The organism is Microbacterium sp. USTB-Y, from assembly GCF_023703415.1.
Classification (GTDB): Bacteria; Actinomycetota; Actinomycetes; order Actinomycetales; family Microbacteriaceae; genus Microbacterium.
This window is the reverse complement of sequence record NZ_JAGMTU010000003.1, coordinates 231,757-253,607: the sequence shown is the minus strand read 5'-3', so window position 1 is coordinate 253,607 and position 21,851 is coordinate 231,757. Positions and strand designations below refer to the sequence as shown.

Annotated in this window: 18 protein-coding genes; 14 read left to right on the top strand and 4 right to left on the bottom strand. The window is 71.1% G+C overall.

Annotation, left to right across the window (positions count from 1 at the left end):
* Positions 1-40: 40 nt before the first annotated feature.
* The 3 genes from J8G10_RS08390 (at position 41) to J8G10_RS08380 (ending at position 5,451) form a co-directional block, all read left to right on the top strand.
* Positions 41-2,503: a polysaccharide lyase 8 family protein gene (locus tag J8G10_RS08390; protein ID WP_251443076.1), complete on the top strand. Its 2,463-nt coding sequence runs from the start codon at positions 41-43 to the stop codon at positions 2,501-2,503.
* Between the two features lie 495 nt (positions 2,504-2,998).
* Positions 2,999-4,234, top strand: coding sequence for a glycosyltransferase (locus tag J8G10_RS08385; protein ID WP_374208772.1), 1,236 nt, complete (start codon positions 2,999-3,001; stop codon positions 4,232-4,234).
* Between the two features lie 5 nt (positions 4,235-4,239).
* Positions 4,240-5,451 carry a glycosyltransferase family 4 protein gene (locus J8G10_RS08380; RefSeq protein ID WP_251443075.1) on the top strand — a complete coding sequence of 404 codons (1,212 nt, stop codon included), beginning with the start codon at positions 4,240-4,242 and terminating at the stop codon, positions 5,449-5,451.
* A 117-nt stretch (positions 5,452-5,568) separates the two neighbouring features.
* Here J8G10_RS08380 and J8G10_RS08375 read toward each other — a convergent pair whose 3' ends face one another.
* Together J8G10_RS08375 and J8G10_RS08370 are read right to left on the bottom strand one after the other, a co-directional pair.
* Positions 5,569-6,267 (bottom strand): lipoate--protein ligase family protein, encoded by a 699-nt coding sequence (locus tag J8G10_RS08375; RefSeq protein ID WP_251443073.1) that lies wholly within the window; start codon positions 6,265-6,267, stop codon positions 5,569-5,571.
* On the bottom strand, positions 6,264-6,989 hold the full coding sequence (locus J8G10_RS08370; RefSeq protein WP_251443070.1) for an NRDE family protein: 726 nt from the start codon (positions 6,987-6,989) through the stop codon (positions 6,264-6,266). Before J8G10_RS08370 ends, J8G10_RS08375 begins: the two co-directional genes overlap by 4 nt.
* A 411-nt stretch (positions 6,990-7,400) precedes the next feature.
* On the opposite strand from J8G10_RS08370, the gene coaBC reads away from it, so the two are divergent.
* From coaBC to pucL, 6 genes are all read left to right on the top strand, one after another.
* Entirely contained in the window at positions 7,401-8,618 is a 1,218-nt protein-coding gene (gene coaBC / locus J8G10_RS08365) for a bifunctional phosphopantothenoylcysteine decarboxylase/phosphopantothenate--cysteine ligase CoaBC (protein WP_251443067.1), read from the top strand.
* A gap of 96 nt (positions 8,619-8,714) precedes the next feature.
* Positions 8,715-9,590, top strand: coding sequence for a CoA ester lyase (locus J8G10_RS08360; RefSeq protein ID WP_251443064.1), 876 nt, complete (start codon positions 8,715-8,717; stop codon positions 9,588-9,590).
* Between the two features lie 20 nt (positions 9,591-9,610).
* Complete coding sequence (gene bcp / locus J8G10_RS08355) at positions 9,611-10,078, top strand: thioredoxin-dependent thiol peroxidase (RefSeq protein ID WP_251443061.1); 468 nt, start codon at positions 9,611-9,613, stop codon at positions 10,076-10,078.
* Positions 10,079-10,465: 387 nt separating this feature from the next.
* Positions 10,466-10,969, top strand: coding sequence for a 2-oxo-4-hydroxy-4-carboxy-5-ureidoimidazoline decarboxylase (gene uraD / locus J8G10_RS08350; RefSeq protein WP_251443058.1), 504 nt, complete (start codon positions 10,466-10,468; stop codon positions 10,967-10,969).
* Positions 10,966-11,307 (top strand): hydroxyisourate hydrolase, encoded by a 342-nt coding sequence (uraH, locus tag J8G10_RS08345; protein ID WP_251443055.1) that lies wholly within the window; start codon positions 10,966-10,968, stop codon positions 11,305-11,307. The genes uraD and uraH overlap by 4 nt, the downstream gene beginning before the upstream one ends.
* A 12-nt stretch (positions 11,308-11,319) precedes the next feature.
* Positions 11,320-12,213, top strand: coding sequence for a factor-independent urate hydroxylase (gene pucL / locus J8G10_RS08340; protein WP_251443052.1), 894 nt, complete (start codon positions 11,320-11,322; stop codon positions 12,211-12,213).
* Positions 12,214-12,467: 254 nt separating this feature from the next.
* Here pucL and J8G10_RS08335 read toward each other — a convergent pair whose 3' ends face one another.
* Positions 12,468-13,214 (bottom strand): SDR family oxidoreductase, encoded by a 747-nt coding sequence (locus J8G10_RS08335; protein WP_251443050.1) that lies wholly within the window; start codon positions 13,212-13,214, stop codon positions 12,468-12,470.
* An 88-nt stretch (positions 13,215-13,302) separates the two neighbouring features.
* Here J8G10_RS08335 and aceE point away from each other — a divergent pair, with 88 nt between their 5' ends.
* Positions 13,303-16,008 carry a pyruvate dehydrogenase (acetyl-transferring), homodimeric type gene (gene aceE, locus J8G10_RS08330; RefSeq protein WP_251443047.1) on the top strand — a complete coding sequence of 902 codons (2,706 nt, stop codon included), beginning with the start codon at positions 13,303-13,305 and terminating at the stop codon, positions 16,006-16,008.
* Between the two features lie 240 nt (positions 16,009-16,248).
* Here the strand turns inward: aceE and J8G10_RS08325 are convergent, their stop codons facing one another.
* The gene (locus tag J8G10_RS08325) at positions 16,249-17,040 is read right to left on the bottom strand and encodes an IclR family transcriptional regulator (protein WP_251443044.1); all 792 of its coding nucleotides are present in this window, start codon (positions 17,038-17,040) and stop codon (positions 16,249-16,251) included.
* A 193-nt stretch (positions 17,041-17,233) separates the two neighbouring features.
* Here J8G10_RS08325 and J8G10_RS08320 point away from each other — a divergent pair, with 193 nt between their 5' ends.
* The 4 genes from J8G10_RS08320 to J8G10_RS08305 all read left to right on the top strand — a co-directional run bounded on the left by J8G10_RS08320 (position 17,234) and on the right by J8G10_RS08305 (position 21,823).
* Positions 17,234-18,625, top strand: coding sequence for an NAD-dependent malic enzyme (locus J8G10_RS08320; RefSeq protein ID WP_251443041.1), 1,392 nt, complete (start codon positions 17,234-17,236; stop codon positions 18,623-18,625).
* Between the two features lie 5 nt (positions 18,626-18,630).
* Positions 18,631-19,905, top strand: a complete 1,275-nt coding sequence (locus J8G10_RS08315; protein ID WP_251443039.1) for an aldolase/citrate lyase family protein — start codon at positions 18,631-18,633, stop codon at positions 19,903-19,905.
* The gene (locus tag J8G10_RS08310; protein ID WP_251443037.1) at positions 19,902-20,723 is read left to right on the top strand and encodes a bifunctional allantoicase/(S)-ureidoglycine aminohydrolase; all 822 of its coding nucleotides are present in this window, start codon (positions 19,902-19,904) and stop codon (positions 20,721-20,723) included. Before J8G10_RS08315 ends, J8G10_RS08310 begins: the two co-directional genes overlap by 4 nt.
* Positions 20,724-21,022: 299 nt before the next feature.
* Positions 21,023-21,823, top strand: a complete 801-nt coding sequence (locus J8G10_RS08305; RefSeq protein WP_251443035.1) for a hydroxypyruvate isomerase family protein — start codon at positions 21,023-21,025, stop codon at positions 21,821-21,823.
* Positions 21,824-21,851 lie beyond the last annotated feature (28 nt).

The window sequence follows — 21,851 nt, the reverse complement described above, 5'->3', positions numbered from 1 at the left end:
TGGTCCGCGAATCCTTCCCCGAACGACCCGGAGGCCGATGATGTCCCCCCTCGAAATGAACCGCCGCGCCCTGCTCGGACTGCTCGGAGCCGGTGCTCTCGTCGCCGTCGCCGGCGGATCGGCGAGCGCCCGTACGCTTCCCGGCGGAGTCCGGACCGCCGCCGACGACCCGCTCGCGCTGCTCGTCCAGCGCCGCGCCGTCATGCTCGCCGGCGACGGCAGTGCGGCGTCCGTGCCCGAGCTCGCCGGTGTGCTGAGCGGGATGAGCGACGCGGCGACCGCGTCGTGGAACGCCATGGTGCGCCCGGCGGCGTCCCCCGGCATCTGGAGCGACCTGCCTCTCACGGGAGTGACCGGCACGGTCCTGTCCGGGAACATGGGCGTCACCTTCAACCGCATCTTCGACCTCGCGCTCGCCTACGCGACCGCGGGATGCGCGCAGTACGGCGACGCCGCGCTCGCGGCCGATCTCGTGGATGCGCTGACCTGGCTCAGCGCGAACATCTACAAGGCGGGCAAGTCTCCGGTCGGCAACTGGTGGTTCTGGGAGATCGGCGTGCCCCGCAAGGCGGCCGACATCTGCGTCCTGCTGCACGAGGAGGTCCCGGCCGACGTGCGCACCGCGCTTCTGGCCGCCGCGCGGTACTTCACGCCCGATCCGAACTGGCGCGGGCGGGCGACGAGCCTCGCCGAGACCGGCGCCAACCGCACCGACAAGGCGCTGTCCTGCGCGCTGCGCGGGATCCTCGACGGCCGTCCGGACGAGATCGCGCTGGCCCGCGACGCCCTCAGCGACACGGTGCGCGCCGGCAAGAACAGCGTGTTCGGCTACGTCACGAGCGGCGACGGCTTCTATGTCGACGGATCCTTCGTGCAGCACACCTACCTGCCCTACGTCGGCACCTACGGTGTGGTGACGCTCGGCGGCATCGCCGAGATCCTCGGGCTCCTCGGCGGGAGCGACTGGGACGTGACGGATCCGAAGAAGTCGGTGATCCTCGATGCGGTCGAGGCCTCCTATGCGCCGTTCATCTGGAATGGCCGCATGATGGAGGCCGTCCGCGGGCGCGCGGTGTCGCGGCAGGCGGAGCCGGACTACGTCGACGGTGCCGCGGCGATCACCGCGATCCTGCTGCTGGCCCAGGGAGCAGGCGAGCCGTACCGCGGCCGCTACCTCTCGCTCGTGAAGGGCTGGCTGCAGCGCTGCACCGACGAGAAGCTCTACGGCCTGCCCACGCAGACGGTGGCGAAGTCGCTGCTCGTGACCTCGATCCTCGCCGACGGCTCGGTCACGCCGGCCGACGCCCCGGTCTCCACGAAGGCGTTCGGCGACCAGGACAGGCTCGTGCATCACCGGCCGGGCTTCAGCGCCGTCGTCAACGTCTCGTCGAAGCGGATCGGTCGCTACGAGTGGGGCAACAAGGAGAACAACCTCGGCTGGTATCAGGGCGACGGAATGACGTTCTTCTACAGCTCGGCGGATCCGGCTCAGTACAGCGCCGACTTCTGGCCCACGGTCGACCCGTACCGGCTGCCGGGCACGACGGTGACGGCGGCGCCGCGGGCGAACGGCGCGACCGACGGCACGGGCATCCCGCGCGCGTTCCAGGCGTTCGGCGGCGGTCTCGCGCTCGATGAGCGCTGGGGCATCCAGGGCATGGACCACCTGAACTTCGACAAGTCGCTCAGCGCGCGCAAGTCGTGGTTCTTCCTCGACGACAAAGTGGTGTGCCTGGGGGCGGCGATCACGTCGGCGTCGGGGTTCGACGTGTTCACCACGATCGACAACCGTTCGTTCGCGCCGGGAACCGTGCCGAACGTGCGCACCGACAACCGCAACCGGGCCCTCGCCGCGGCGGACGGGGCGATCACCGTCAAGCGCAACGTGCACATCATGGGTCACGGCGGCTACGTCTTCCTCAAGGGCGAGAACGTCTCCGGAGCGATCGACGTGCAGGTCGTTCCGCGCTCGGGCGACTGGCAGACGATCAACTCCGGATCCGACACCGGCGGCACGACCGACGTGAAGAACCGCGACTACGTCACCCTCACCCACCACCACGGCACGAACCCGTCCGGCGGGGGCTATGCCTACATGGTGCTGCCGAACGTCGCGCACTCGGTCACGTTCGCGGAGTCGGGCGCGCCGAGCGTCGAGGTGCTGGCGAACAACGCGCAGGCGCAGGCGATCCGCGTGGCGGGTCAGGGCCTCGTCCTCGCGAACTTCTTCCAGGCGACGCCCGCCGACGCGGCGCCGGCGTACGGCGTGACGGTCGGCGGGCCCTGCTCGCTCGCCGTGCGCACCGACGCGGGCCGCACGACGGTCGTGCTGTCCGACCCGAGCCGCACGCAGACGACCGCACGGGTCGTGCTCGCCGACGTCGCCTCGTCGACGGTGGTCGAAGGGGACGACGGGGTGCGGGTCGTCGGCACGGCGCCGCTCACCCTGGAGTTCGACCTGGACGGACACGGGCACGCCAAGAGGATCGTCCTCGGCGCGTGATCGCGGCCGCGGCCGGCCGGCGATCCGCCGGGCGGCCGCGGTCCCACGCGGGTGACACGGGGGCGCGAGCTCCGGTCGTCCGTCCGACGTCGACACAACTCAGGCTGGATCCTCGGATCCGCGCCGTTCCGGCCGGAAAACCGCCAGGGACACGGATCCAGCCTGAATACGGAACCCGGGGGCGGGGCGCCGAACCCTCGCGGGCTGGGCGCCGAACCCTGCCGGGCCGGGCGCCGAACCCTGCCGGGCCGGGCGCCGAACCCTGCCGGGCCGGGCGCCGAACCCTGCCGGGCCGGGCGCCGAACCCTGCCGGGCCGGCGCGGGACCGCGGCAGGGCCGTGCCGGCCCGACCGCGGCGGGCCCGTGCCGGCCTCCGTCGGATCCCCAGGCCCCTCGGGTAGAGTGGCCAGCGCCCGATCCAGGCCATCTCCGCGGGGTTCGAGCGGCCGATGAGGCGCTCGCCGGCGCCGCGGCCCAGCAAAAGGCAGCAATCACGTGACTTCCCCCGGCGACCATCGCCCGCAGGCCACCTCCGACACCGCCGCGTCCGTCCCGGCCGAGCCGCGCCCGCTGCGGATCCTCATCGGTGCCGACACCTTCTCGCCCGACGTGAACGGCGCGGCCCGGTTCACGGAGCGCCTCGCGGCCGGCCTCGTGCAGCGCGGCCACGACGTGCACGTCGTGGCTCCGAACCAGGCCTACCGCACGGCCAAGCCCCGCACCGAGGTGATCGAGGGCGAGGCGATGACCCTGCACCGGCTGCCGTCGGTGCGCTGGGCTCCGCACGACTGGCTGCGGTTCGTCTGGCCGTGGCGTTCGAAGCACTATGCGCGCCAGGTGCTCGACGCCGTGCAGCCCGACGTCGTGCACATCCAGTCGCACATCGTGATCGGGCGGGGTCTGTCGCGGATCGCGCACGAGCGCGGCATCCCGGTGATCGCCACCAACCACGTCATGGCCGAGAACATCCTCGACCACACGACGATGCCGAAGTTCATCGACGACATCGTGCTGCGCCTCGCCTGGGCCGACGCGAGCCGGACGTTCGCGCTCACCCGCGCGGTGACCACCCCGACCCGCCGCGCCGCCGACTTCCTCGAGCGCACGATCGACGTCGAGGGCGTCATCCCGGTCAGCTGCGGCATCGACCGCACGCAGTACACGCCCGTCATCGGCCCGCGCGAGAAGAACCGCATCGTGTTCGTGGGCCGGCTCACCGCCGAGAAGCAGGTCGAGGTCATCCTCAAGGCGATGACCAAGCTGGATCCGGCTCTCGACGTGACGTTCGACATCGTCGGCGGCGGCGACCAGCGCAAGCAGCTCGAGGCGCTCACGCAGCAGCTCGGCCTGCAGGACCGCGTCACCTTCCACGGCCGCACCACCGACGCCGAGCTGCGCGCGCTGCTGAGCCGCGCCTCGCTGTTCGTGATCGCCTCGATCGCCGAGCTGCAGTCCATCGCGACCATGGAGGCGATGGCCTCGGCGCTGCCGATCGTCGCGGCCGACGCCGTGGCCCTGCCGCACCTCGTGCAGGACGGCGTGAACGGCTACCTGTTCGAGCCGGGCAACGTGAACGAGCTCGCGGCGCGTCTCACCGACGTGCTCACCGCGGATCCGGCCGAGTACGAGCGGATGCAGCGAGCATCGCTCGACGGCGTCGCCGTGCACGACATCAACCGCACGCTGGACACCTTCGAGGCGCTGTACCGCGACGAGCCGCTGCCGGAGTAGACCGGATGCACATCGTCTTCTTCGCCGACCAGCACGCCGAGTCGCTGGGTGGCGCGCAGGTCTCGATGCGGCTGCAGCGCACCTACCTGGAGCGGGCAGGGCACACGGTCACGATCGTCGCACCGCGGATGCACTCGGCGCGCGGCGGGGACGCGGCGGGGGATCCCGGCTACATCGACCTTCCTTCGATCCCGATCACGGCCGACCGCGAGTACTCGCTGACCTGGCCGGGGCGGCGCACTGACCGCTTCCTCGACCGCGCGATGACCCGGCGGCCCCCGGTCGACCTGGTGCACGTGCAGGCCGACTTCTGGGGCGCGTTCATCGGACATCGCTTCGCGCATCGGCACGGCATCCCCGCCGTGCACACGATGCACAACCGGGTGGATGTGGGCATCGCCGCGGTCACCCCGCTGCACCGGCCCGTGCTGGGTGCGCTGAACCTGTGGCGGCGCACGGCGCTGCGCGGGATCGGGCCGCAGCCGCGCGGTGCCGACGGGTGGGCGTATCTCGCCGGGGTCGCCGCGGAGTCGCGGGCCGTGACCGCGCCGTCGGGGCACTTCGCCCGCCGGCTCGAGCAGCACGGCGTCTTCGGATCCGTGGACGTGATCTGGAACGGCATCGACGACGAGGTGCGCGAGCAGGTGCTCGCGGCGGCTCCGACGGAGCGCGCCCCCGGGCGGCCGCGATTCATCTGGCTCGGCCGGATGAGTCCCGAGAAGCGCCTGCTGCCGTTCCTGGAGGCCGTCGTCGCGAGCGACGTGGACACCGACATCGAGATCGTGGGCGGCGGGGCCCAGCTGCGCGCCGCCGAGCGCATCGCCGCGCGCGCCTCCCGGCCGCGCATCCACTTCGCCGGACGGATCGGCTACGCGGACGTGCTCGCCCGGATCGCCGCCGCCGACGCCGTCGTGCAGACGTCCATCGGCTTCGAGACCCAGGGCATGACCCCGTTCGAGGCGGCCACCCTCGGCACCCCGACGATCGTGAGCGACCCCGACATCGCCGGTGAGCTGGGCGGCGGGCTCTGGGCCGTGCCCGATGCCCGGGACGAGCCGGGGCGGGTGGCCGCGCTCGCCGAGACCCTGCGTCTCGCCGCGGCCGACATCGCAGGCGGCCGTGCCCCCGAGCCGGATCCGCAGGTCTCCGCCGACTTCCGGCAGTCGTCGCGGACGGCCGCGATGCTCGAGGTGTATGGGCGGGCGAGCGGCGGCTGAGGAGGGGGACGGGGGCAGTTAGAGCGCTGCGTTGCCGGTGGGCCCCTGGAGGGACTCGAAGGCGATGTAGACCGTTCCCGCGGCGGCACCACCCATGCCACCCAGACGCGGTGTCAATCAGGCGATGAGCGCCGCCGCCAACGCCTCTTCGACGTCTTCGCGCGTCACGGCCGGAGCCTCGGTGAGCATCGACCCGAAGGTCCGCGGATCCCATTCGAGTCTCAGCGCGGCGTTGGCCTCCGTGAGCACCGCGACGAGGTGGTCGACACGGCCGAACGCCAGCACCCCGCTGAGCAGGCGGGCGCCGCGCACGCCGCGCTGCGAGGTGCCGACGAGCTTCACGGCGCCGCGGGCGTTGATGCTGTACTCGCCGGGACAGTACTCGCCGGGCACCTCGCCCAGCCGCGCGTCGACGCCGAGGCCGCGCAGGGCGTCGACGATCGTCCTGCCCGCCTGCGCGAAGAGGGCGGTGGGATCGGCATGCGACTCCTCGCCCTCGACGAGGTCGAAGACGAGGCACGTCTCGTCGTAGGCGGCGGCGCGGCCGCCGGTCGGGCGGATCGCCGGCGTGAACCCGAGGCGCTCCGCCGCGGCGATGGCGATGTCGTAGTCGGGCATCAGGCTCTCCCGCCGTGTCAGCGCGAGCGTCGGTGCCGGCGTGTACAGGCGGAGCAGCCGCCGCGGCCCCTCTCCGGACGCGACCTGACGCAGCAGCACGACCGACCGCTCGAGGTCGTCCGGCTCCGGGGACGCCTGGCGGATCACGGCCCCGGGGATCGGGGCGAGGCGATCCGCGGACTCCACCGGCGTCGTCATGCCCAGTGCGCCGGTGCTGGGAGGGCGTGGTCGCGCACGTCGACGCCGTCCGCGTCGACGGCGGCGGTCGCGTAGAGGAGCGACTGCGTCGGATAGCCGTGCGGGCGGTTGTCGCGGATGATCGCGCGGTCGTCGGCCGGATCCAGCTCCGCGGTCTCAGCGAGCAGGCGGATCCACGACTCCGGCCAGTCGTCTCCGGTGGCCGGCTGCGCGCAGAACTCCGGCAGCCAGCGCGCGATCCGCGCCGTGGCCGGGTCGTCGAGGTCGTCGTGCGCGATCATGTGCACGCCGGTGGGGACGGGGGTCTCGCGCAGCGTCGCGCCGTCCCACGACAGCACGCGGGCGCCGGCGGGAGAGACCTCGAGCAGATTGAAGCCGTGCATCCGCACGGCGCCCGACTCGAGGCGTTCGCGGAGACCTGCGGACGCGTCGGCGACGGAGGCGAGCGCGAGCGCGCCGCGGGAGACCGCCTGGTCGTCGGGAAGGTCGAGCACGTCGGCACGGTTCAGCAGCACGGCGAGGCGCCCGGTGGTGGGATCCGCGGCGAGCCAGGCTCCGCCCGCGCGACGGTCGCGGATCCCGATGACGCCGGGCCGATCCGGCCACCACTCGCCGAGCGCGTCCCACTCGCGCAGCGGGTCCTCGTCACGCACGGCCAGCAGCCGCGCCCCTGGTCCCTGAGCCTGTCGAAGGGCGTCGACCTCGATCACGACCGTGCACACGGGTTCAGTCTAGGCAGGGCGCCGGCGGGTGGATCCGTCCGGGGTGGCCGCGCCGGTCACGCCGTTGTGCAAGGCGTGCCCGGCTTTGTGCAGGGTGCCCGGGTCGTTCTGCAGGGCGCCCGGGCCCGTTCTGCAGGGTGCCCGGGGTGTTCTGCAGGGTCAGGCGTAGAGAAGCGCCGGTCCCGGGGTCGACACAGGCGGATTCACGGCGGCGGGCTCCTGCAGAACCGCGGCCCGTCCCTGCACAACGGAGGCGGCTCCCTGCACAACGCTGGCGCGTCCCTGCACAACGGGGGCGGCTCCCTGCACAAACGCCGACCGGTCCCTGCAGAACGGCCGCCGGTCCCTGCGCAACGGCGTGGACGCCCTGCCCAAAGGCGGGCACGGGATGCCGGATGGCAGAATCGGGGGATGGACATCGTGGTGGGGGTCTCCGGCGGCATCGCGGCCTACAAGTCGGTGCAGCTCGTTCGACTCCTGGTGAAGGCCGGCCACGACGTCACCGTCATCCCCACCGAGGACGCCCTGCGCTTCGTGGGTGCGCCGACCTGGGAGGCGATCAGCCGCAACCCCGTCACCACGAGCGTGCACGACGACGTGGCGAAGGTGCGCCATGTCGCGCTGGGCCAGGGCGCCGGCCTCGTCGTCGTCGCGCCCGCCACCGCGAACACCCTCGCGCGCATGGCGGCCGGGATCGCCGACAACCTGCTGGGCACGACCCTGCTCGCCACGACCGCGCCGGTGCTCGTCGCGCCCGCGATGCACGCCGAGATGTGGGCGCATCCCGCGACGCAGGCCAACATCCGCACCCTCGTCGGGCGCGGGGTGCACGTCATCGGGCCCGACGACGGCGAGCTCGCGGGCGGCGACAGCGGACCCGGCCGGATGAGCGAGCCCGAGGCGATCGCCGAGGCAGCGCTCCGCCTGCTCGCCCCGCAGGATCTGGACGGCCTGCGGGTCGCGGTCTCCGCCGGGGGCACCCGCGAGTCGATCGATCCGGTGCGCTACCTCGGCAACCGTTCCAGCGGGCGGCAGGGGGTCGCCCTCGCCGTCGAGGCCGCGATGCGCGGCGCCGAGGTCGACCTCGTCGCGGCGAACCTGGCCGGCGACGTGCTGGCCGCTGCGGCGCATCCGCGGATCCGGATCCGCCCGGTCGCGACCGCGGCGGAACTCGCGACGGTCATGAAGGATGCGGCCGCCGTCGCCGATGCCGTGGTCATGGCCGCCGCCGTCGCCGACTACCGCCCGGCGCAGGCCGCGACGCACAAGCTCACCAAGGAGGACGGGATCCTCGAGCGGATCGAGCTCGTCGAGAACGAGGACGTGCTCGCGGCGCTCGGGGCGGCCCGCCGAGAGGGCGCGGCGCCCGAGGGCCAGATCATCGTGGGGTTCGCCGCCGAGACCTCGACGGATCCCGACGCCCGGCGCGAGCGCGCGCGACGCAAGCGCGAGCGCAAGGGCGCCGATCTGCTCGCGGTGAACCTCGCCGACGCCGAGCACGGCTTCGAGGCGGAGGACAACGCGATCGAGCTCATCGGGCGGGAGGGCGAGGTGGTCGCGGTGACGGCCGGCTCCAAGCGCCGTGTCGCCGCGGTCCTGTGGGACGCGGTGGTTGCGCTGCGGGGATGAGTCGCACGGGCGTCGGCAGGCTGAGGCTGGCGTCGCAACACCGCACGAGGTAATCTTTTCATACTGCAAAATTCGAGTTTCATAGAATGGAATGAAATGAACGCTCCGCTTCCCACGTCCGGTCCGCGCGAGATCGCGCCGGAGCTGGCGCGCTCGTGGCTCCTCGTCGCCGCGACGAAGCCGGAGACGTTCGACGACGCCGCGCGTTCGCACGCCGACGCGGTGGTGCTCGACGTGGAGGACGCGGTCGACGCGAGCCACAAGGACTCCGCCCGTGACGACGTGGTGCGCTGGCTGCACGGATCCGCCGCCGACGGCAGGCCGAACCGCGCGTGGGTGCGCATCAACGATGCGACGAGCGAGCACTGGTCGCCCGACCTGGACGGGCTGCGCGACGCCCCGGGCCTGCAGGGCGTGATGCTGGCCAAGACCGAGCTCGGCGGTCAGGTCATGGACACGTTCAACCGCCTCGGCGCGCGGGTCCCCGTGGTCGCGCTCGTGGAGTCCGCGGTCGGCATCGAGAACGCGACCGAGATCGCGCGGGCGAAGGGCGCCTTCCGGCTCGCGTTCGGCAGCGGCGACTTCCGCCGCGACACCGGCATGTCGGCCGACCGCGAGGCCATGGCCTACCCCCGGGCGCGCCTGGTGATCTCCAGCCGCGCCGGCGGCCTGCCCGGACCCATCGACGGCCCGACGGTCGGATCCAGCCATCCCATCCTGCGCGAGCAGTCGGCCATCACGGTGTCGATGGGCATGACGGGCAAGCTCTGCCTGCAGGCCGACCAGACCCCCGTCGTGAACGAGGTCATCAGCCCCACCCGCACCGACGTCGAGTGGGCGTACGAGTTCCTCGAGGACTTCGACGCGCGCGGGCGCATCGTCCGCGACGGCAGCGACCTGCCGCGTCTCGGACGTGCCCGCAAGATCATGCAGCTCGCCGAGGCCTTCGGCGTGCTGCCTGTCACCCACTGATCCATCCGAACGGAGACATCATGACCACTCGCCTCGCCCCCGGCGACACCGCGCCCTCCTTCTCCCTCCAGGACGCCGACGGCGCCCGGGTCTCGCTCGAGGACTACCGCGGCCGCAACGTCGTCGTGTACTTCTACCCGAAGGCGGCGACTCCGGGCTGCACGACCGAGGCCTGCGACTTCCGCGACAACCTCTCCTCGCTCGACGCCGCCGGCTACTCGGTGCTCGGCGTCTCGCCCGACGAGGTCGCCGACATCCGCGCCTTCTCCGAGGCGGAGGGCCTGACCTTCCCGCTGCTCGCCGACACCGACGCCGCCGTGGCGCAGGCATGGGGCGTGTGGGGGGAGAAGACCGTCGGCGACCGCACGTTCGACGGCGTCATCCGCTCGACCTTCGTGCTCGACGGCGACGGGGTCGTGCAGCGTGCCGAGTACGGCGTCGAGGCGACCGGGCACGTCGCGCGCCTGCGCGCCGAGCTCGGCGTCTGAACCGCGGCGCAGAACGCACCACCGGGATCCCCGGGGGTGCGTTCTGCGCGTCCGGGAATCCCGGGCGTCCGGCGAGCGTCCGTCATGCGACGATCAGCACACCATGCGACGATCGGCACACGGATCCACGTCTACACGTGTGCTGATCGTCGCATGGTGTGCTGATCGTGACACCCCGCCCGGATCCGATCGTCCAAGTCGGCGCCCGAGGCGGGGGGAAGTTCCCGGAGGGGGTTGACATCCGCGGATCCGATCCGCACAATAGTTACACATGCTGAAATAACAGTTCCGGACTACGGAAACTATCTCTTCGATAGGATCGGATCCCGCACGCGGATCCCCCGTAAGCACGACACGCCGGATGCCAGCATGGCTTGAGGATCGAAGATGTTGCTCGAGGAGTTCAACTCCGCAGATCGCGCCGCCGCCGCGATCGCCGTGAAGCCCGCACTGGACATCGCCCGCTGGATCGATGAGATCCTCGACGGCCGTCCCTACGCCTCGGTCGACGCGCTCGCCGATGCCGCGCTCTCCGTCGCCGCTCCGCTCAGCGAGGCCGAGCTCGACGGCGCGCTGGCGCACCACCCGCGGATCGGCGCGAAGGTGGACGGCACGAGCGCCGAGGCCGCGCACTCGCGCCGCGAGCAGCCGAGCGTCGACGAGGTGACGGCCGCCGCACTCGTCGAGGGCAACCGCGCCTACGAGGAGCGGTTCGACCGCGTCTTCCTCGTGCGGGCCGCGGGCCGTTCGGCCCAGGAGATCCTCGCCCTGCTGCACGAGCGGCTCGGCAACACCGACGAGCAGGAACTCGCCGTCGTCGACCGGCAGCTGCGCGAGATCGCCGCTCTGCGTCTGACGGCGGCCATCGAGACCGAAGGAGCGAGCGCATGAGCGTCTCCCACGTGACCACCCACATCCTGGACACCACACTCGGGCGCCCCGCGCCCGGCGTCGCCGTCGTGCTCGAAGCCCGCGACGGCGACGCGTGGACCGGGATCGGTTCGGGCTTCACCGATGCTGACGGGCGGGTGAAAGAGCTGGGTCCGGAGAGGCTGGAGAGCGGTGCGTACCGCCTCCGGTTCGACACCGCGGCCTACTTCGCCGGCATCATGACGGACGCCTTCTTCCCGGAGGTGGTGCTGACCTTCCAGGTCGACGCCGAGCAGGCGCACTATCACGTGCCGCTCCTGCTCAGTCCGTTCGCCTATTCCACCTATCGAGGAAGCTAAGAGGAATCCGACATGACCAGCATCATCCTGGGCAAGAACCAGTACGGCAAGGCGGAGAACCGCGTCGTCCGCATCACGCGCGACACCGACCGCCACGAGATCGAGGACCTGAACGTCACGTCGCAGCTGCGCGGCGACTTCGCCTCGGCGCACTTCGACGGCAACAACGAGAACGTCGTCGCCACCGACACGCAGAAGAACACGGTCTTCGCCTTCGCCAAGGACGGCGTCGGCAGCCCGGAGGAGTTCCTCCTCCGCCTCGGCCGGCACTTCACCGGTGAGTTCGACTGGGTGACCGGCGGTCGCTGGGCGGCCGAGCAGTACACCTGGCTGCGCATCGAGGGCGACGCCGGCGAGCACGACCACGCCTTCGTCCGCGGCGGCACCGAGACCCGCACCGCGGTCGTGCAGATCGACGGCGACGACACCACCGTCATCGCGGGTCTGCAGGACCTCACGGTGCTCAAGTCGACCGCGAGCGGCTTCGTCGGCTACCCGCGGGACAAGTACACGACGCTCCCCGAGACCGAGGACCGGATCCTCGCCACCTCGGTCACCGCGAAGTGGCGCTACAACCGCATCGACCTCGACTTCAACGAGGTCTACGCCGACGTTCGCCGCCTGCTCCTGGCCGGCTTCTCGCGCAACTACTCGTACGCCCTGCAGCACACGCTGAAGGAGATGGCCGAGGCCGTGCTCGACGCGCACCCCGAGATCGACGAGATCCGCTTCTCGACCCCGAACAAGCACCACTTCGTCGTGGACCTGTCGCCGTTCGGCCTGGAGAACCCCAACGAGGTCTTCTACGCCGCCGATCGCCCTTATGGGCTCATCGAGGCGTCGTTCCTGCGCGACGGCGCCGACGCCGACCACTGGTCCTGGGACGGCATCGCCGGCTTCTGCTGAGCGCCCGACCACGACCGTCACACGAATGCGGGGCCCGGTTCACCGGGCCCCGCATTCGCGTCTCCCGGCGTCTGCGAAGGTCCGGAACCTTGACAAGGACCCCCTCGTCGGAGGAAACTAGTTACGCAATCTGAAATTTATCTTCCACGATCTGAAATCAACTGGATCCGGAACCGAGCAAGAACCCCGTCGTCTCAGCAGAGAGCGGGAGGCGACGAGGAGGTCCGCCGATGATCGCGAACCCCCGCGATCCCTCAGCCGCGCCCGCCGAACGGCATCCCGCTCGCGGTGATCGTGAGCGCCCCGATGTTGGCCTCGAGCGGCAGATCCGCCATGAACAGCACGGTGCGGGCGGCCTCGTCGACGGAGAACGTGGGCTCGACCTTGCGGGAGCCGTCGGCCTGCAGCGCGCCGGATCCGACCCCGAGCTCATCCATGATCTCGGTGCGGGTGTTGCCGATGTCGATCTGACCGCACGAGATGCGGAACGGCCGGCCGTCCAGGTCGATGGAGCGGGTGAGCCCCGTGAGGGCGTGCTTGCTCACGGCGTACGCCACCGACAGCGGTCGTGGCGCCTGCGCCGAGATCGAGCCGTTGTTGATGATGCGGCCGCCCTGGGGTGCCTGCGCGCGCATCGTCCGCATCGCCGCCCGCGCGCAGAGCAGCGCGCCGGTCAGGTTCACCGCGAGCGTCTGCTCCCAGTCGGCGAGCTCGATGTCCGCCGCCGAGACGGCGGGGCCGAAGGCGCCGGCGTTGTTGAACAGCATGTCCACGCGGCCCCACTCGCGCACCACCCGGTCGAACAGGGCGTCCACCTCGGTCTCGACCGTCACGTCTGTCGGGACCACCAGCGCGTCCGGATGCCCGGCCGCCGTCTCCGCCAGCGCAGCCTCGCGCCGCCCGGCGAGCGCGACGCGGTATCCGGCGGCCAGCATGGTGCGCGCCACGGCGCGCCCGATCCCGGATCCCGCCCCCGTCACCACAGCGATGCGTGCGTGCATCCTCACTCCTCACGACTCGACTCCGCTGCCGAACCGGCAGCCCCCTACATCTAACAGGTCACCCCGACTTCTCACAGAAAGGCCGAAGATGCACGAACAGAGCAGCTCCGCCGCCCTCGGATCCGAGACCCTGGATCACGACCCCGAAGAGACCGCCGAATGGCTCGAGTCGCTGGATGCGCTCGTCGCCCAGCGCGGAGCCGAGCGCGGCGAGCACATCGTGCGTACGCTGGCGGCCCGCGCCGGCGTGGTCGACGAGCCGAACGCGACCACGGACTACGTCAACACGATCTCCGCCGACGACGAGCCGGCCTACCCGGGCGACGAGGAGCTCGAGCGCCGCTACCGCGCCTGGATGCGCTGGAACGCCGCGATCCTCGTGCACCGCGCGCAGCGTCCCGGCATCGGCGTCGGCGGCCACATCTCCACCTACGCGGGAGCCGCGACCCTGTACGAGGTGGGCTTCAACCACTTCTTCCGCGGCAAGGACCACCCCGGCGGCGGCGACCAGATCTACTTCCAGGGCCACGCGTCGCCCGGCATGTACGCCCGCGCGTTCATGGAGGGCCGCCTCAGCGAGGAGGACCTCGACGGCTTCCGCCAGGAGAAGTCGCGCGAGGGGCACGCGCTGAGCTCCTACCCGCACCCGCGGCTCATGCCGGAGTTCTGGGAGTTCCCGACCGTGTCGATGGGCATCGGCCCGATGAACGCGATCTACCAGGCCCAGTCCAACCGCTACCTGCACAACCGCGGGCTCAAGGACACCAGCGACCAGCACGTCTGGGCGTTCCTCGGCGACGGCGAGATGGACGAGCCGGAGAGCCGCGGCCTGCTGCAGCTCGCCGCCAACGACAAGCTCGACAACCTCACCTTCGTCGTGAACTGCAACCTGCAGCGCCTGGACGGGCCGGTGCGCGGCAACGGCAAGATCATCCAGGAGCTCGAGGGCTTCTTCCGCGGCGCCGGCTGGAACGTCATCAAGGTCGTCTGGGGCCGGGAGTGGGATGCGCTCCTCGAAGCCGACACCGAGGGCGCCCTGCTGAACGTGATGAACACGACCGTGGACGGCGACTACCAGACCTACAAGGGCGAGTCCGGCGCGTTCATCCGGGAGAACTTCTTCGGACGCGACCCGCGCGCGCTCAAGCTCGCCGAGCACCTCAGCGACGACGAGATCTGGGGCCTCAAGCGCGGCGGCCACGACTACCGCAAGGTGTTCGCGGCGTACCAGCAGTCGATGGAGCACAACGGCAAGCCCACCGTGATCCTCGTCAAGACGGTCAAGGGATACGGCCTCGGCCCGCGGTTCGAGGCGCGCAACGCCACGCACCAGATGAAGAAGATGACGCTGCAGGACCTCAAGGACTTCCGCGACCACCTGCGCGTGCCGATCAGCGACGAGCAGCTCGAGGCGAACCCCTACGAGCCGCCGTACTACCACCCCGGCGCCGACGCTCCGGAGATCCGGTACATGCAGGAGCGGCGCCAGGCGCTCGGCGGATACCTGCCCGAGCGGCGCCCGCACGCCTCCGGCGAGATCGCGCTGCCCGATGCGAAGGCGTATGAGGTCGCGGCGCGCGGATCCGGCAAGCAGCAGGCCGCGACGACGATGGCGTTCGTGCGGGTGCTCAAGGACCTCATGCGCGACCCCGAGTTCGGCAAGCGGATCGTCCCGATCATCCCCGACGAGGCGCGCACCTTCGGCATGGACGCGTTCTTCCCGACGGCGAAGATCTACAACCCGAACGGGCAGAACTACCTCGCGGTCGACCGTGACATCGTGCTCTCGTACAAGGAGTCCACGGCGGGGCAGATCGTGCACGTCGGCATCAACGAGGCCGGATCCATCGCCGCCTTCACCGCCGCGGGCACCGCCTATGCGACCCACGGCGTGCCGCTCGTGCCGGTGTACGTGTTCTACTCGATGTTCGGCTTCCAGCGCACCGGGGACTCCCTCTGGGCGGCCGCCGACCAGATGACGCGCGGCTTCCTGATCTCGGCGACCGCCGGGCGCACCACCCTGACCGGCGAGGGGCTGCAGCACGCCGACGGGCACTCGCCGCTGCTCGCGGCGACGAACGCCGCGGTGATCACCTACGACCCGGCGTTCGGCTACGAGATCGGCCACATCATGCGCGCGGGCATCGAGCGCATGTACGGCGCGGACTCGACCGATCGCAACTACATCTACAACCTCATGGTCTACAACGAGCCGATCGTGCAGCCGGCCGAGCCCGAGGACGCCGACGTGGCGGGGATCCTGGGCGGCATCCACCGGATCGCCCCCGTCGATGCCCCGCGTGCGCACCTGCTCGCCTCGGGCATCGGCGTGACCTGGGCGCAGGAGGCGCAGCAGCTGCTCCGCGACGACTGGGGCGTGGAGTCCGACGTCTGGTCGGTCACCAGCTGGACCGAGCTGCGTCGCGACGCCGTCGCCGCCGAGGAGGACGAGTTCCTCGGACGCGGCGCCCGGGAGCCGTTCCTCCGGCAGCAGCTCGCCGACGCGCACGGCCCGATCGTCGCCGTCAGCGACTACGCGAAGGACCTGCCGGACCAGATCCGCCAGTTCGTCCCGAACGACTGGGCGACGCTGGGCGCCGACGGCTTCGGCTTCTCGGACACCCGCGCCGCCGCCCGCCGGTACTTCAAGATCGACGGCCCGTCGGTCGTGGTCCGCACGCTGCAGCTGCTCGCGAAGCGCGGCGAGATCGACGCCTCGATCCCGCAGCAGGCCGCCGAGAAGTACCGCCTGCTCGACGTGAACGCCGGCACCAGCGGCACCGACGCGGAGTGACGCCAGAAAGGCGCCGAGCATCTGCTCGGCGCCTTCTGCCTGGTCGCTGCGCCCGCACCGGCGCAGCCGGAGCCCTCTGCCTGTCGGGGTCGTTGAGCGAGCACCGGCGCAGCCGGAGGGAGACGAAACGCTGCGCCCCCAGGCGATTCTCGAGAGGGCACCGCGTTTCGTCTCGGTCGCTGCGCGTCCTCGCTCAACGACCCCGGGGTGCCGTGCGAGGGCGCGACCTCGGGGTGGGCCTCAGGCCTCCAGGTCGGCGGCGATCGCCGTGGCGGCTTCGCGCAGGAGCGGCACCGCGCGGTGCGCGAACTCCTCGGTCACGCGGGCGATCGGACCCGAGACCGAGACCGCGGTCGGGGTCGGGGCGCCGGGCACGGCCATGGCGTAGCAGCGCACGCCGATCTCCTGCTCCTGCTCGTCGATCGAGTAGCCGCGCTCGCGGATGAGGTCGAGCTCCTTCAGCAGCGCGTCCACGGTGCCGATGCTGTACTCGGTCGGGGTGCTCATGCCGGTGCGGCCGACGATGCCGCGCACGGTGTCGTCGTCGAGCTGGGCGAGGATCGCCTTGCCCACGCCGGTGTCGTGCACGTTGGCGCGCCGGCCGACCTCCGTGAACATGCGCATCGAGTGCTGCGAGGGCACCTGGGCGACGTAGACGACCATGTCCCCGTCGAGCACGGCCATGTTGGCGCTCTCGCCCAGGGCGTCGACGAGGGTCTTCAGCTGCGGACGTGCGAGCGCGCCGAACTGTCGGGAGGCCCCTTCGCCGATGCGGATGAGACGCGGGCCGAGGGCGTAGCGGCGGTTGGGCAGCTGTCGCGCGTATCCCAGCGAGACGAGGGTGCGCAGCAGCCGGTGGATGGTGGGCAGCGGCAGGTCCGTCGACGCCGAGAGCTCGCTGAGCGTCACGTCGCCACCGGCGTCGGTGACGAGCTCGAGGAGCTCGAACACGCGCTCGACCGACTGCACACCGGATCCCGAGCTCTTGCCCGCCTTCGGATCCGCCTTCTTCGCGTTCGAAATATCCGTCATTCTCGCTCCCGTCGTCGTGATTATTCCATCATGCGAGAGTCGCGCGCCGGAAATCCGAGTGCGTTCGAAACGCACCTTGCGCAAAACTTCCACGATGGAGATAATAGTGTCCACAATACGAAAGTTGTAAAGAGTTTCATCACCGTAACCGGCGCCCGAGCCCTCTGCCCGGACGTCTCGATGAGGAGGAATCATGGCGAACCCGGGTCCCGGCAATTCGATCACGCTGCGCATCGACGCGCCGTCCAACTTCACTGTCACGAGCGAGCTCGCCGCCGCGGCCGCGGACGCGGGCGCCGTCGTCACCGCGCTCGACGTCGTCGAGTCGCACCCGACCACGATCGTCGTCGACCTCACGTGCAACACGACCGGCGAGGAGCACGCCGAGCAGGTGCGCGACGCGATCGACGCGCTGGACGACGTCACCGTCCGCCAGGTCAGCGACCGCACCTTCCTGATGCACCTCGGCGGCAAGCTCGAGGTCGTGCCCAGCGTGCCGCTGCGCAACCGTGACGACCTGTCCCGCGCCTACACGCCGGGCGTCGCCCGCGTCTGCATGGCGATCGCCGAGGACAAGAGCAAGGCCCGCAACCTCACCGTCAAGCGCAACACGATCGCCGTGGTCACCGACGGCACCGCCGTGCTCGGCCTCGGCGACATCGGCCCGGAGGCCGCGCTGCCGGTCATGGAGGGCAAGGCCGCCCTGTTCAAGCAGTTCGCCAACGTCGACGCCTGGCCGGTCTGCCTGGACACCAAGGACACCGAGGAGATCATCAAGATCGTGAAGGCGATCGCCCCGGTCTACGGCGGCGTGAACCTCGAGGACATCGCCGCCCCCCGCTGCTTCGAGATCGAGGCGCGCCTGCGCGACGAGCTCGACATCCCGGTCTTCCACGACGACCAGCACGGCACCGCGATCGTCACCCTGGCCGCCCTCCGCAACGCGCTCAAGGTCGTCGGCAAGACGATCGGCGAGGTGCGGATCGTGGTCTCCGGCGTCGGGGCCGCGGGCAACGCGATCGTGCAGCTGCTGCTCGCCGAGGGGGCCGTCGACATCGTCGCCTGCGGCCGCAACGGCGCGATCCACCGCGGCGAGGAGTACGCCGACGCGCACCGCAAGGAGCTCGCCGCGACCACCAACCCGCGCGACTTCCGCGGCACGCTCAAGGAGGCCGTGGTCGACGCCGACGTGTTCATCGGCGTGAGCGCCCCGAACATCCTGGACGAGGCCGACATCGCGGCCATGGCCGACGACGCGATCGTGTTCGCGATGGCGAACCCGACGCCGGAGGTCGACCCGATCGTCGCCTCCAAGCACGCCGCGGTGGTGGCCACGGGCCGCAGCGACTTCCCCAACCAGATCAACAACGTCCTCGCGTTCCCCGGCTTCTTCCGCGGCCTGCTCGACGCCGGCGTGTCGGACATCACGCCGCCTATGCTGGTCGCAGCCGCGGGCGCCATCGCCGAGCGCATCGGCGATGACGAGCTCAACGCGAGCTTCATCATCCCGAGCGTCTTCGACCCGCTCGTGGCCGGCGCCGTCGCCGAGGCGATCGTGCGCGTCGTCGAGTCGTCGAAGGAGTGACGGGTATGTCCGCAGGCACCCTCGGCGAGGGCGATCTCGCCGACGTCGACGCCCGCCTCTCCGGCACCGACACGCTGCTGGCGACCGAGTACCCCGGTGACGACGGATCCCGTCAGCCCGTGCACACGCTGTACGTGCCCGCCGACCGGTACCGGCCCGAGCTGCCGGCCGCCTTCGGGCAGGTCGCGGCGCAGGCCGTCGCCGACTTCGGCGGCGCGGTCGCCCTCGCGCAGGCCGTGGGACTCGGCGCGCTCGCCGACGAGCTGGCCCCGCTCGTGGACGCCAAGCTGCAGCGCGAGCCGATCGAGGACCTCCGTCTCGACTTCGAGGACGGCTACGGCGCCCGCCCCGACGACGAGGAGGACGCGGATGCGGTCCTCGCCGCCGAACGGGTGTCCGCCGCCGTCGCGGCCGGCGTCGCCCCGCCGTTCATCGGCATCCGGTTCAAGTGCTTCGAGGCGCCCACGCGCCGGCGCGGGATCCGCACGCTCGACCTGTTCCTGACGACGCTCGTCCGCACCGGCGGACTCCCGGACGGGCTCGTGCTGACGCTGCCGAAGGTCACCACGGTCGAGCAGGTCGAGGCCATGGTCGCGCTCTGCGAGCTGTTCGAGCAGCGTCTCGGGCTGCCGGCGGGACGGCTGCGCTTCGAGGTGCAGATGGAGACGCCGCAGCTCATCGTCGCGGCCGACGGATCGGTTCCCGTCGCCACGCTCCTGCACCGCGCCGACGGCCGGGTCTCCGCCCTGCACTACGGCACCTACGACTACAGCGCCTCCCTGCAGATCGCGGCCGCCTACCAGTCGATGGAGCACCCGGCGGCCGACTTCGCCAAGCAGGTGATGCAGGTCGCCGTCGCCGAGACCGGCGTGCGGATCTCCGACGGATCCACCAACGTGATCCCCGTCGGCGATCCGGAGCACGTCATCGAGGCATGGAAGCTGCACGCGCGCCTGGTGCGGCGCTCGCTCGAGCGCGGCTACTACCAGGGCTGGGACCTGCACGCCGCGCAGCTGCCGACCCGGTACCTCGCGACCTACGCGTTCTACCGCGAGGGGTTCGCCGCGGCCGCCAAGCGCCTGGACAACTACCTGCACGGCAGCGACGCCACGATCATGGACGAGCCGGCGACGGCCCGGGCCCTCGCACGGTTCGTCGTGCGCGGCCTCGAGTGCGGCGCGCTCACGGCCGAGGAGGTCCGCGCGGCGACCGGCTCCGAGCCGGAGGCGCTCGTCCGCCTCGCCCATCCGAAGCTCACGACCAAGGAGGCCGTCTCTTGAGCACCCGCACTTACTACACCCCGGCCGGCGGCCTGCCCCCGCAGTCCGACCTGCTCACCGACCGCGCGGTCGTCAAGCTCGCCTACTCGTTCATTCCGAAGGGCGTGCTGCGCGACATCGTCACCTCGAGCCTGCCCGGCTTCACCGACACCCGCGCCTGGATCCTCGCCCGGCCCACGCCGAGCTCGGCGCAGACGTTCTCGCAGCTCATCGTCGAGATCGCGCCGGGCGGCGGCGCCGCCAAGCCCGAGCCCGAGGCCGGCGTGGAGAGCGTGCTGTTCGTCACGACCGGCGAGCTCACCCTCACTCTCGAGGGCGAGCGGCACGTGCTCGAGGCCGGCGGCTATGCGTTCATCACCCCGAACGCGCAGTGGTCGCTCGCGAACGAGGGTTCCGAGCTGACCAGCTTCCACTGGATCCGCAAGGCCTACGAGTACCTCGACGGGATCGATGCGCCCGCGTCGTTCGTCACGAGCGACAACGACATCGAGCCGGTCTCGATGCCCGACACCGACGACGTGTGGTCGACCACGCGCTTCTCGGACGCGAGCGACATGGCGCACGACATGCAGGTCAACATCGTGACTTTCAAGCCGGGCGGATCCATCCCGTTCGCCGAGACGCACATCATGGAGCACGGCCTGTTCGTGCTGCAGGGCAAGGCCGTCTACCGCCTCAACGACGACTGGGTGGAGTGCGAGGCCGGCGACTACATGCTGCTGCGCGCGTTCTGCCCGCAGGCCTGCTACGCCGGCGGTCCGGAGGACTTCCGCTACCTGCTCTACAAGGACATGAACCGTCAGATCCGCCTGACCTGACGACGGTCCCCGAGCCGGTCGAAGGCCCGCGCGAACGCCGCTCCCTCCAGGGGGCGGCGTTCGTCGTCCGGGCCGCCTCCTTCCGGGGCCGTCGAGCGAGCGGAGCGAGACGGAACGCCGCACCCGCGCGAGGGCGTCGCGTCTCGTGTCGGTCGCCTGCGGCGTCCTCGCTCAACGACCCCGTGGGGGAGGACCCGTTGACAACTCCGAGTGCCTCGGCCTAAACTTTCATCAATCAAGATTTTCTTTCCATAATTCGGAATTAGATCTCGCATCATCACTGAATCAAGGACGATCCCATGACCTACACCGTCAACGCCTCCATCCTTCTGACCGAGCTGCCGATCCTCGAGCGCCCGGCCGCCGCGAAGGCCGCCGGCTTCGACGCCGTGGAGTACTGGTGGCCGTTCTCCGTCGCCGTTCCCGCGCCGGAGGAGGTCGACGCGTTCGTCGCCGCCATCCAGGACGCGGGCGTGCAGCTGACGGGACTGAACTTCTTCGCCGGCGACATGCCGGGCGGCGACCGCGGCCTGGTGTCGTGGGTCGGCCGCGAGGACGAGTTCGCCGCCAACATCGACGTCGTCGTCGAGATCGGCCGCCGCCTCGGCACCACCGCGTTCAACGCGCTCTACGGGAACCGCCTCGAGGGCGTCGAGCCGCAGGCGCAGGACGACCTGGCCGTGAAGAACCTCGCCGCCGCGGGCCGTGCGGTCGCCGAGCTCGGCGGCATCGTGCTGCTCGAGCCGGTCTCCGGCATGGACACCTACCCGCTGAAGACCGCCGCCGACGCGCTGGCGATCATCGACCGGGTCAAGGTCGAGGAGGGCGTCGACAACGTCCGCCTGCTCGCCGACTTCTACCACCTCGCCGTCAACGGCGACGACGTGCCCGCGGTGATCGCCGAGCACGCCGCCGAGTTCGGTCACATCCAGATCGCCGACGCCCCCGGCCGCGGCGAGCCCGGCACCGGCGACCTCCCGCTCGAGCAGTGGATCGCCGACGCCCAGGCCGGCGGCTACGCCGGCGTCATCGGCCTCGAGTACAAGGCCACCCAGGCGGATCCCTTCGCCTGGATCACCACCTCGGCCGCTCAGGCCTGAACCCACCAGAACGTCCGCGAAGGAGCGA

Bases quoted from the DNA above. Each gene is read 5' to 3' on its own strand.
- coaBC (WP_251443067.1), top strand. From the start codon at position 7,401: ATGGACATCGTGGTGGGGGTCTCCGGCGGCATCGCGGCCTACAAGTCG.
- J8G10_RS08375 (WP_251443073.1), bottom strand. From the start codon at position 6,267: ATGACGACGCCGGTGGAGTCCGCGGATCGCCTCGCCCCGATCCCCGGG.
- pucL (WP_251443052.1), top strand. From the start codon at position 11,320: ATGACCAGCATCATCCTGGGCAAGAACCAGTACGGCAAGGCGGAGAAC.
- J8G10_RS08390 (WP_251443076.1), top strand. From the start codon at position 41: ATGTCCCCCCTCGAAATGAACCGCCGCGCCCTGCTCGGACTGCTCGGA.
- J8G10_RS08325 (WP_251443044.1), bottom strand. From the start codon at position 17,040: ATGACGGATATTTCGAACGCGAAGAAGGCGGATCCGAAGGCGGGCAAG.
- uraH (WP_251443055.1), top strand. From the start codon at position 10,966: ATGAGCGTCTCCCACGTGACCACCCACATCCTGGACACCACACTCGGG.
- J8G10_RS08335 (WP_251443050.1), bottom strand. From the start codon at position 13,214: ATGCACGCACGCATCGCTGTGGTGACGGGGGCGGGATCCGGGATCGGG.
- J8G10_RS08380 (WP_251443075.1), top strand. From the start codon at position 4,240: ATGCACATCGTCTTCTTCGCCGACCAGCACGCCGAGTCGCTGGGTGGC.
- uraD (WP_251443058.1), top strand. From the start codon at position 10,466: ATGTTGCTCGAGGAGTTCAACTCCGCAGATCGCGCCGCCGCCGCGATC.
- J8G10_RS08315 (WP_251443039.1), top strand. From the start codon at position 18,631: ATGTCCGCAGGCACCCTCGGCGAGGGCGATCTCGCCGACGTCGACGCC.
- aceE (WP_251443047.1), top strand. From the start codon at position 13,303: ATGCACGAACAGAGCAGCTCCGCCGCCCTCGGATCCGAGACCCTGGAT.
- J8G10_RS08305 (WP_251443035.1), top strand. From the start codon at position 21,023: ATGACCTACACCGTCAACGCCTCCATCCTTCTGACCGAGCTGCCGATC.
- J8G10_RS08320 (WP_251443041.1), top strand. From the start codon at position 17,234: ATGGCGAACCCGGGTCCCGGCAATTCGATCACGCTGCGCATCGACGCG.
- bcp (WP_251443061.1), top strand. From the start codon at position 9,611: ATGACCACTCGCCTCGCCCCCGGCGACACCGCGCCCTCCTTCTCCCTC.
- J8G10_RS08360 (WP_251443064.1), top strand. From the start codon at position 8,715: ATGAACGCTCCGCTTCCCACGTCCGGTCCGCGCGAGATCGCGCCGGAG.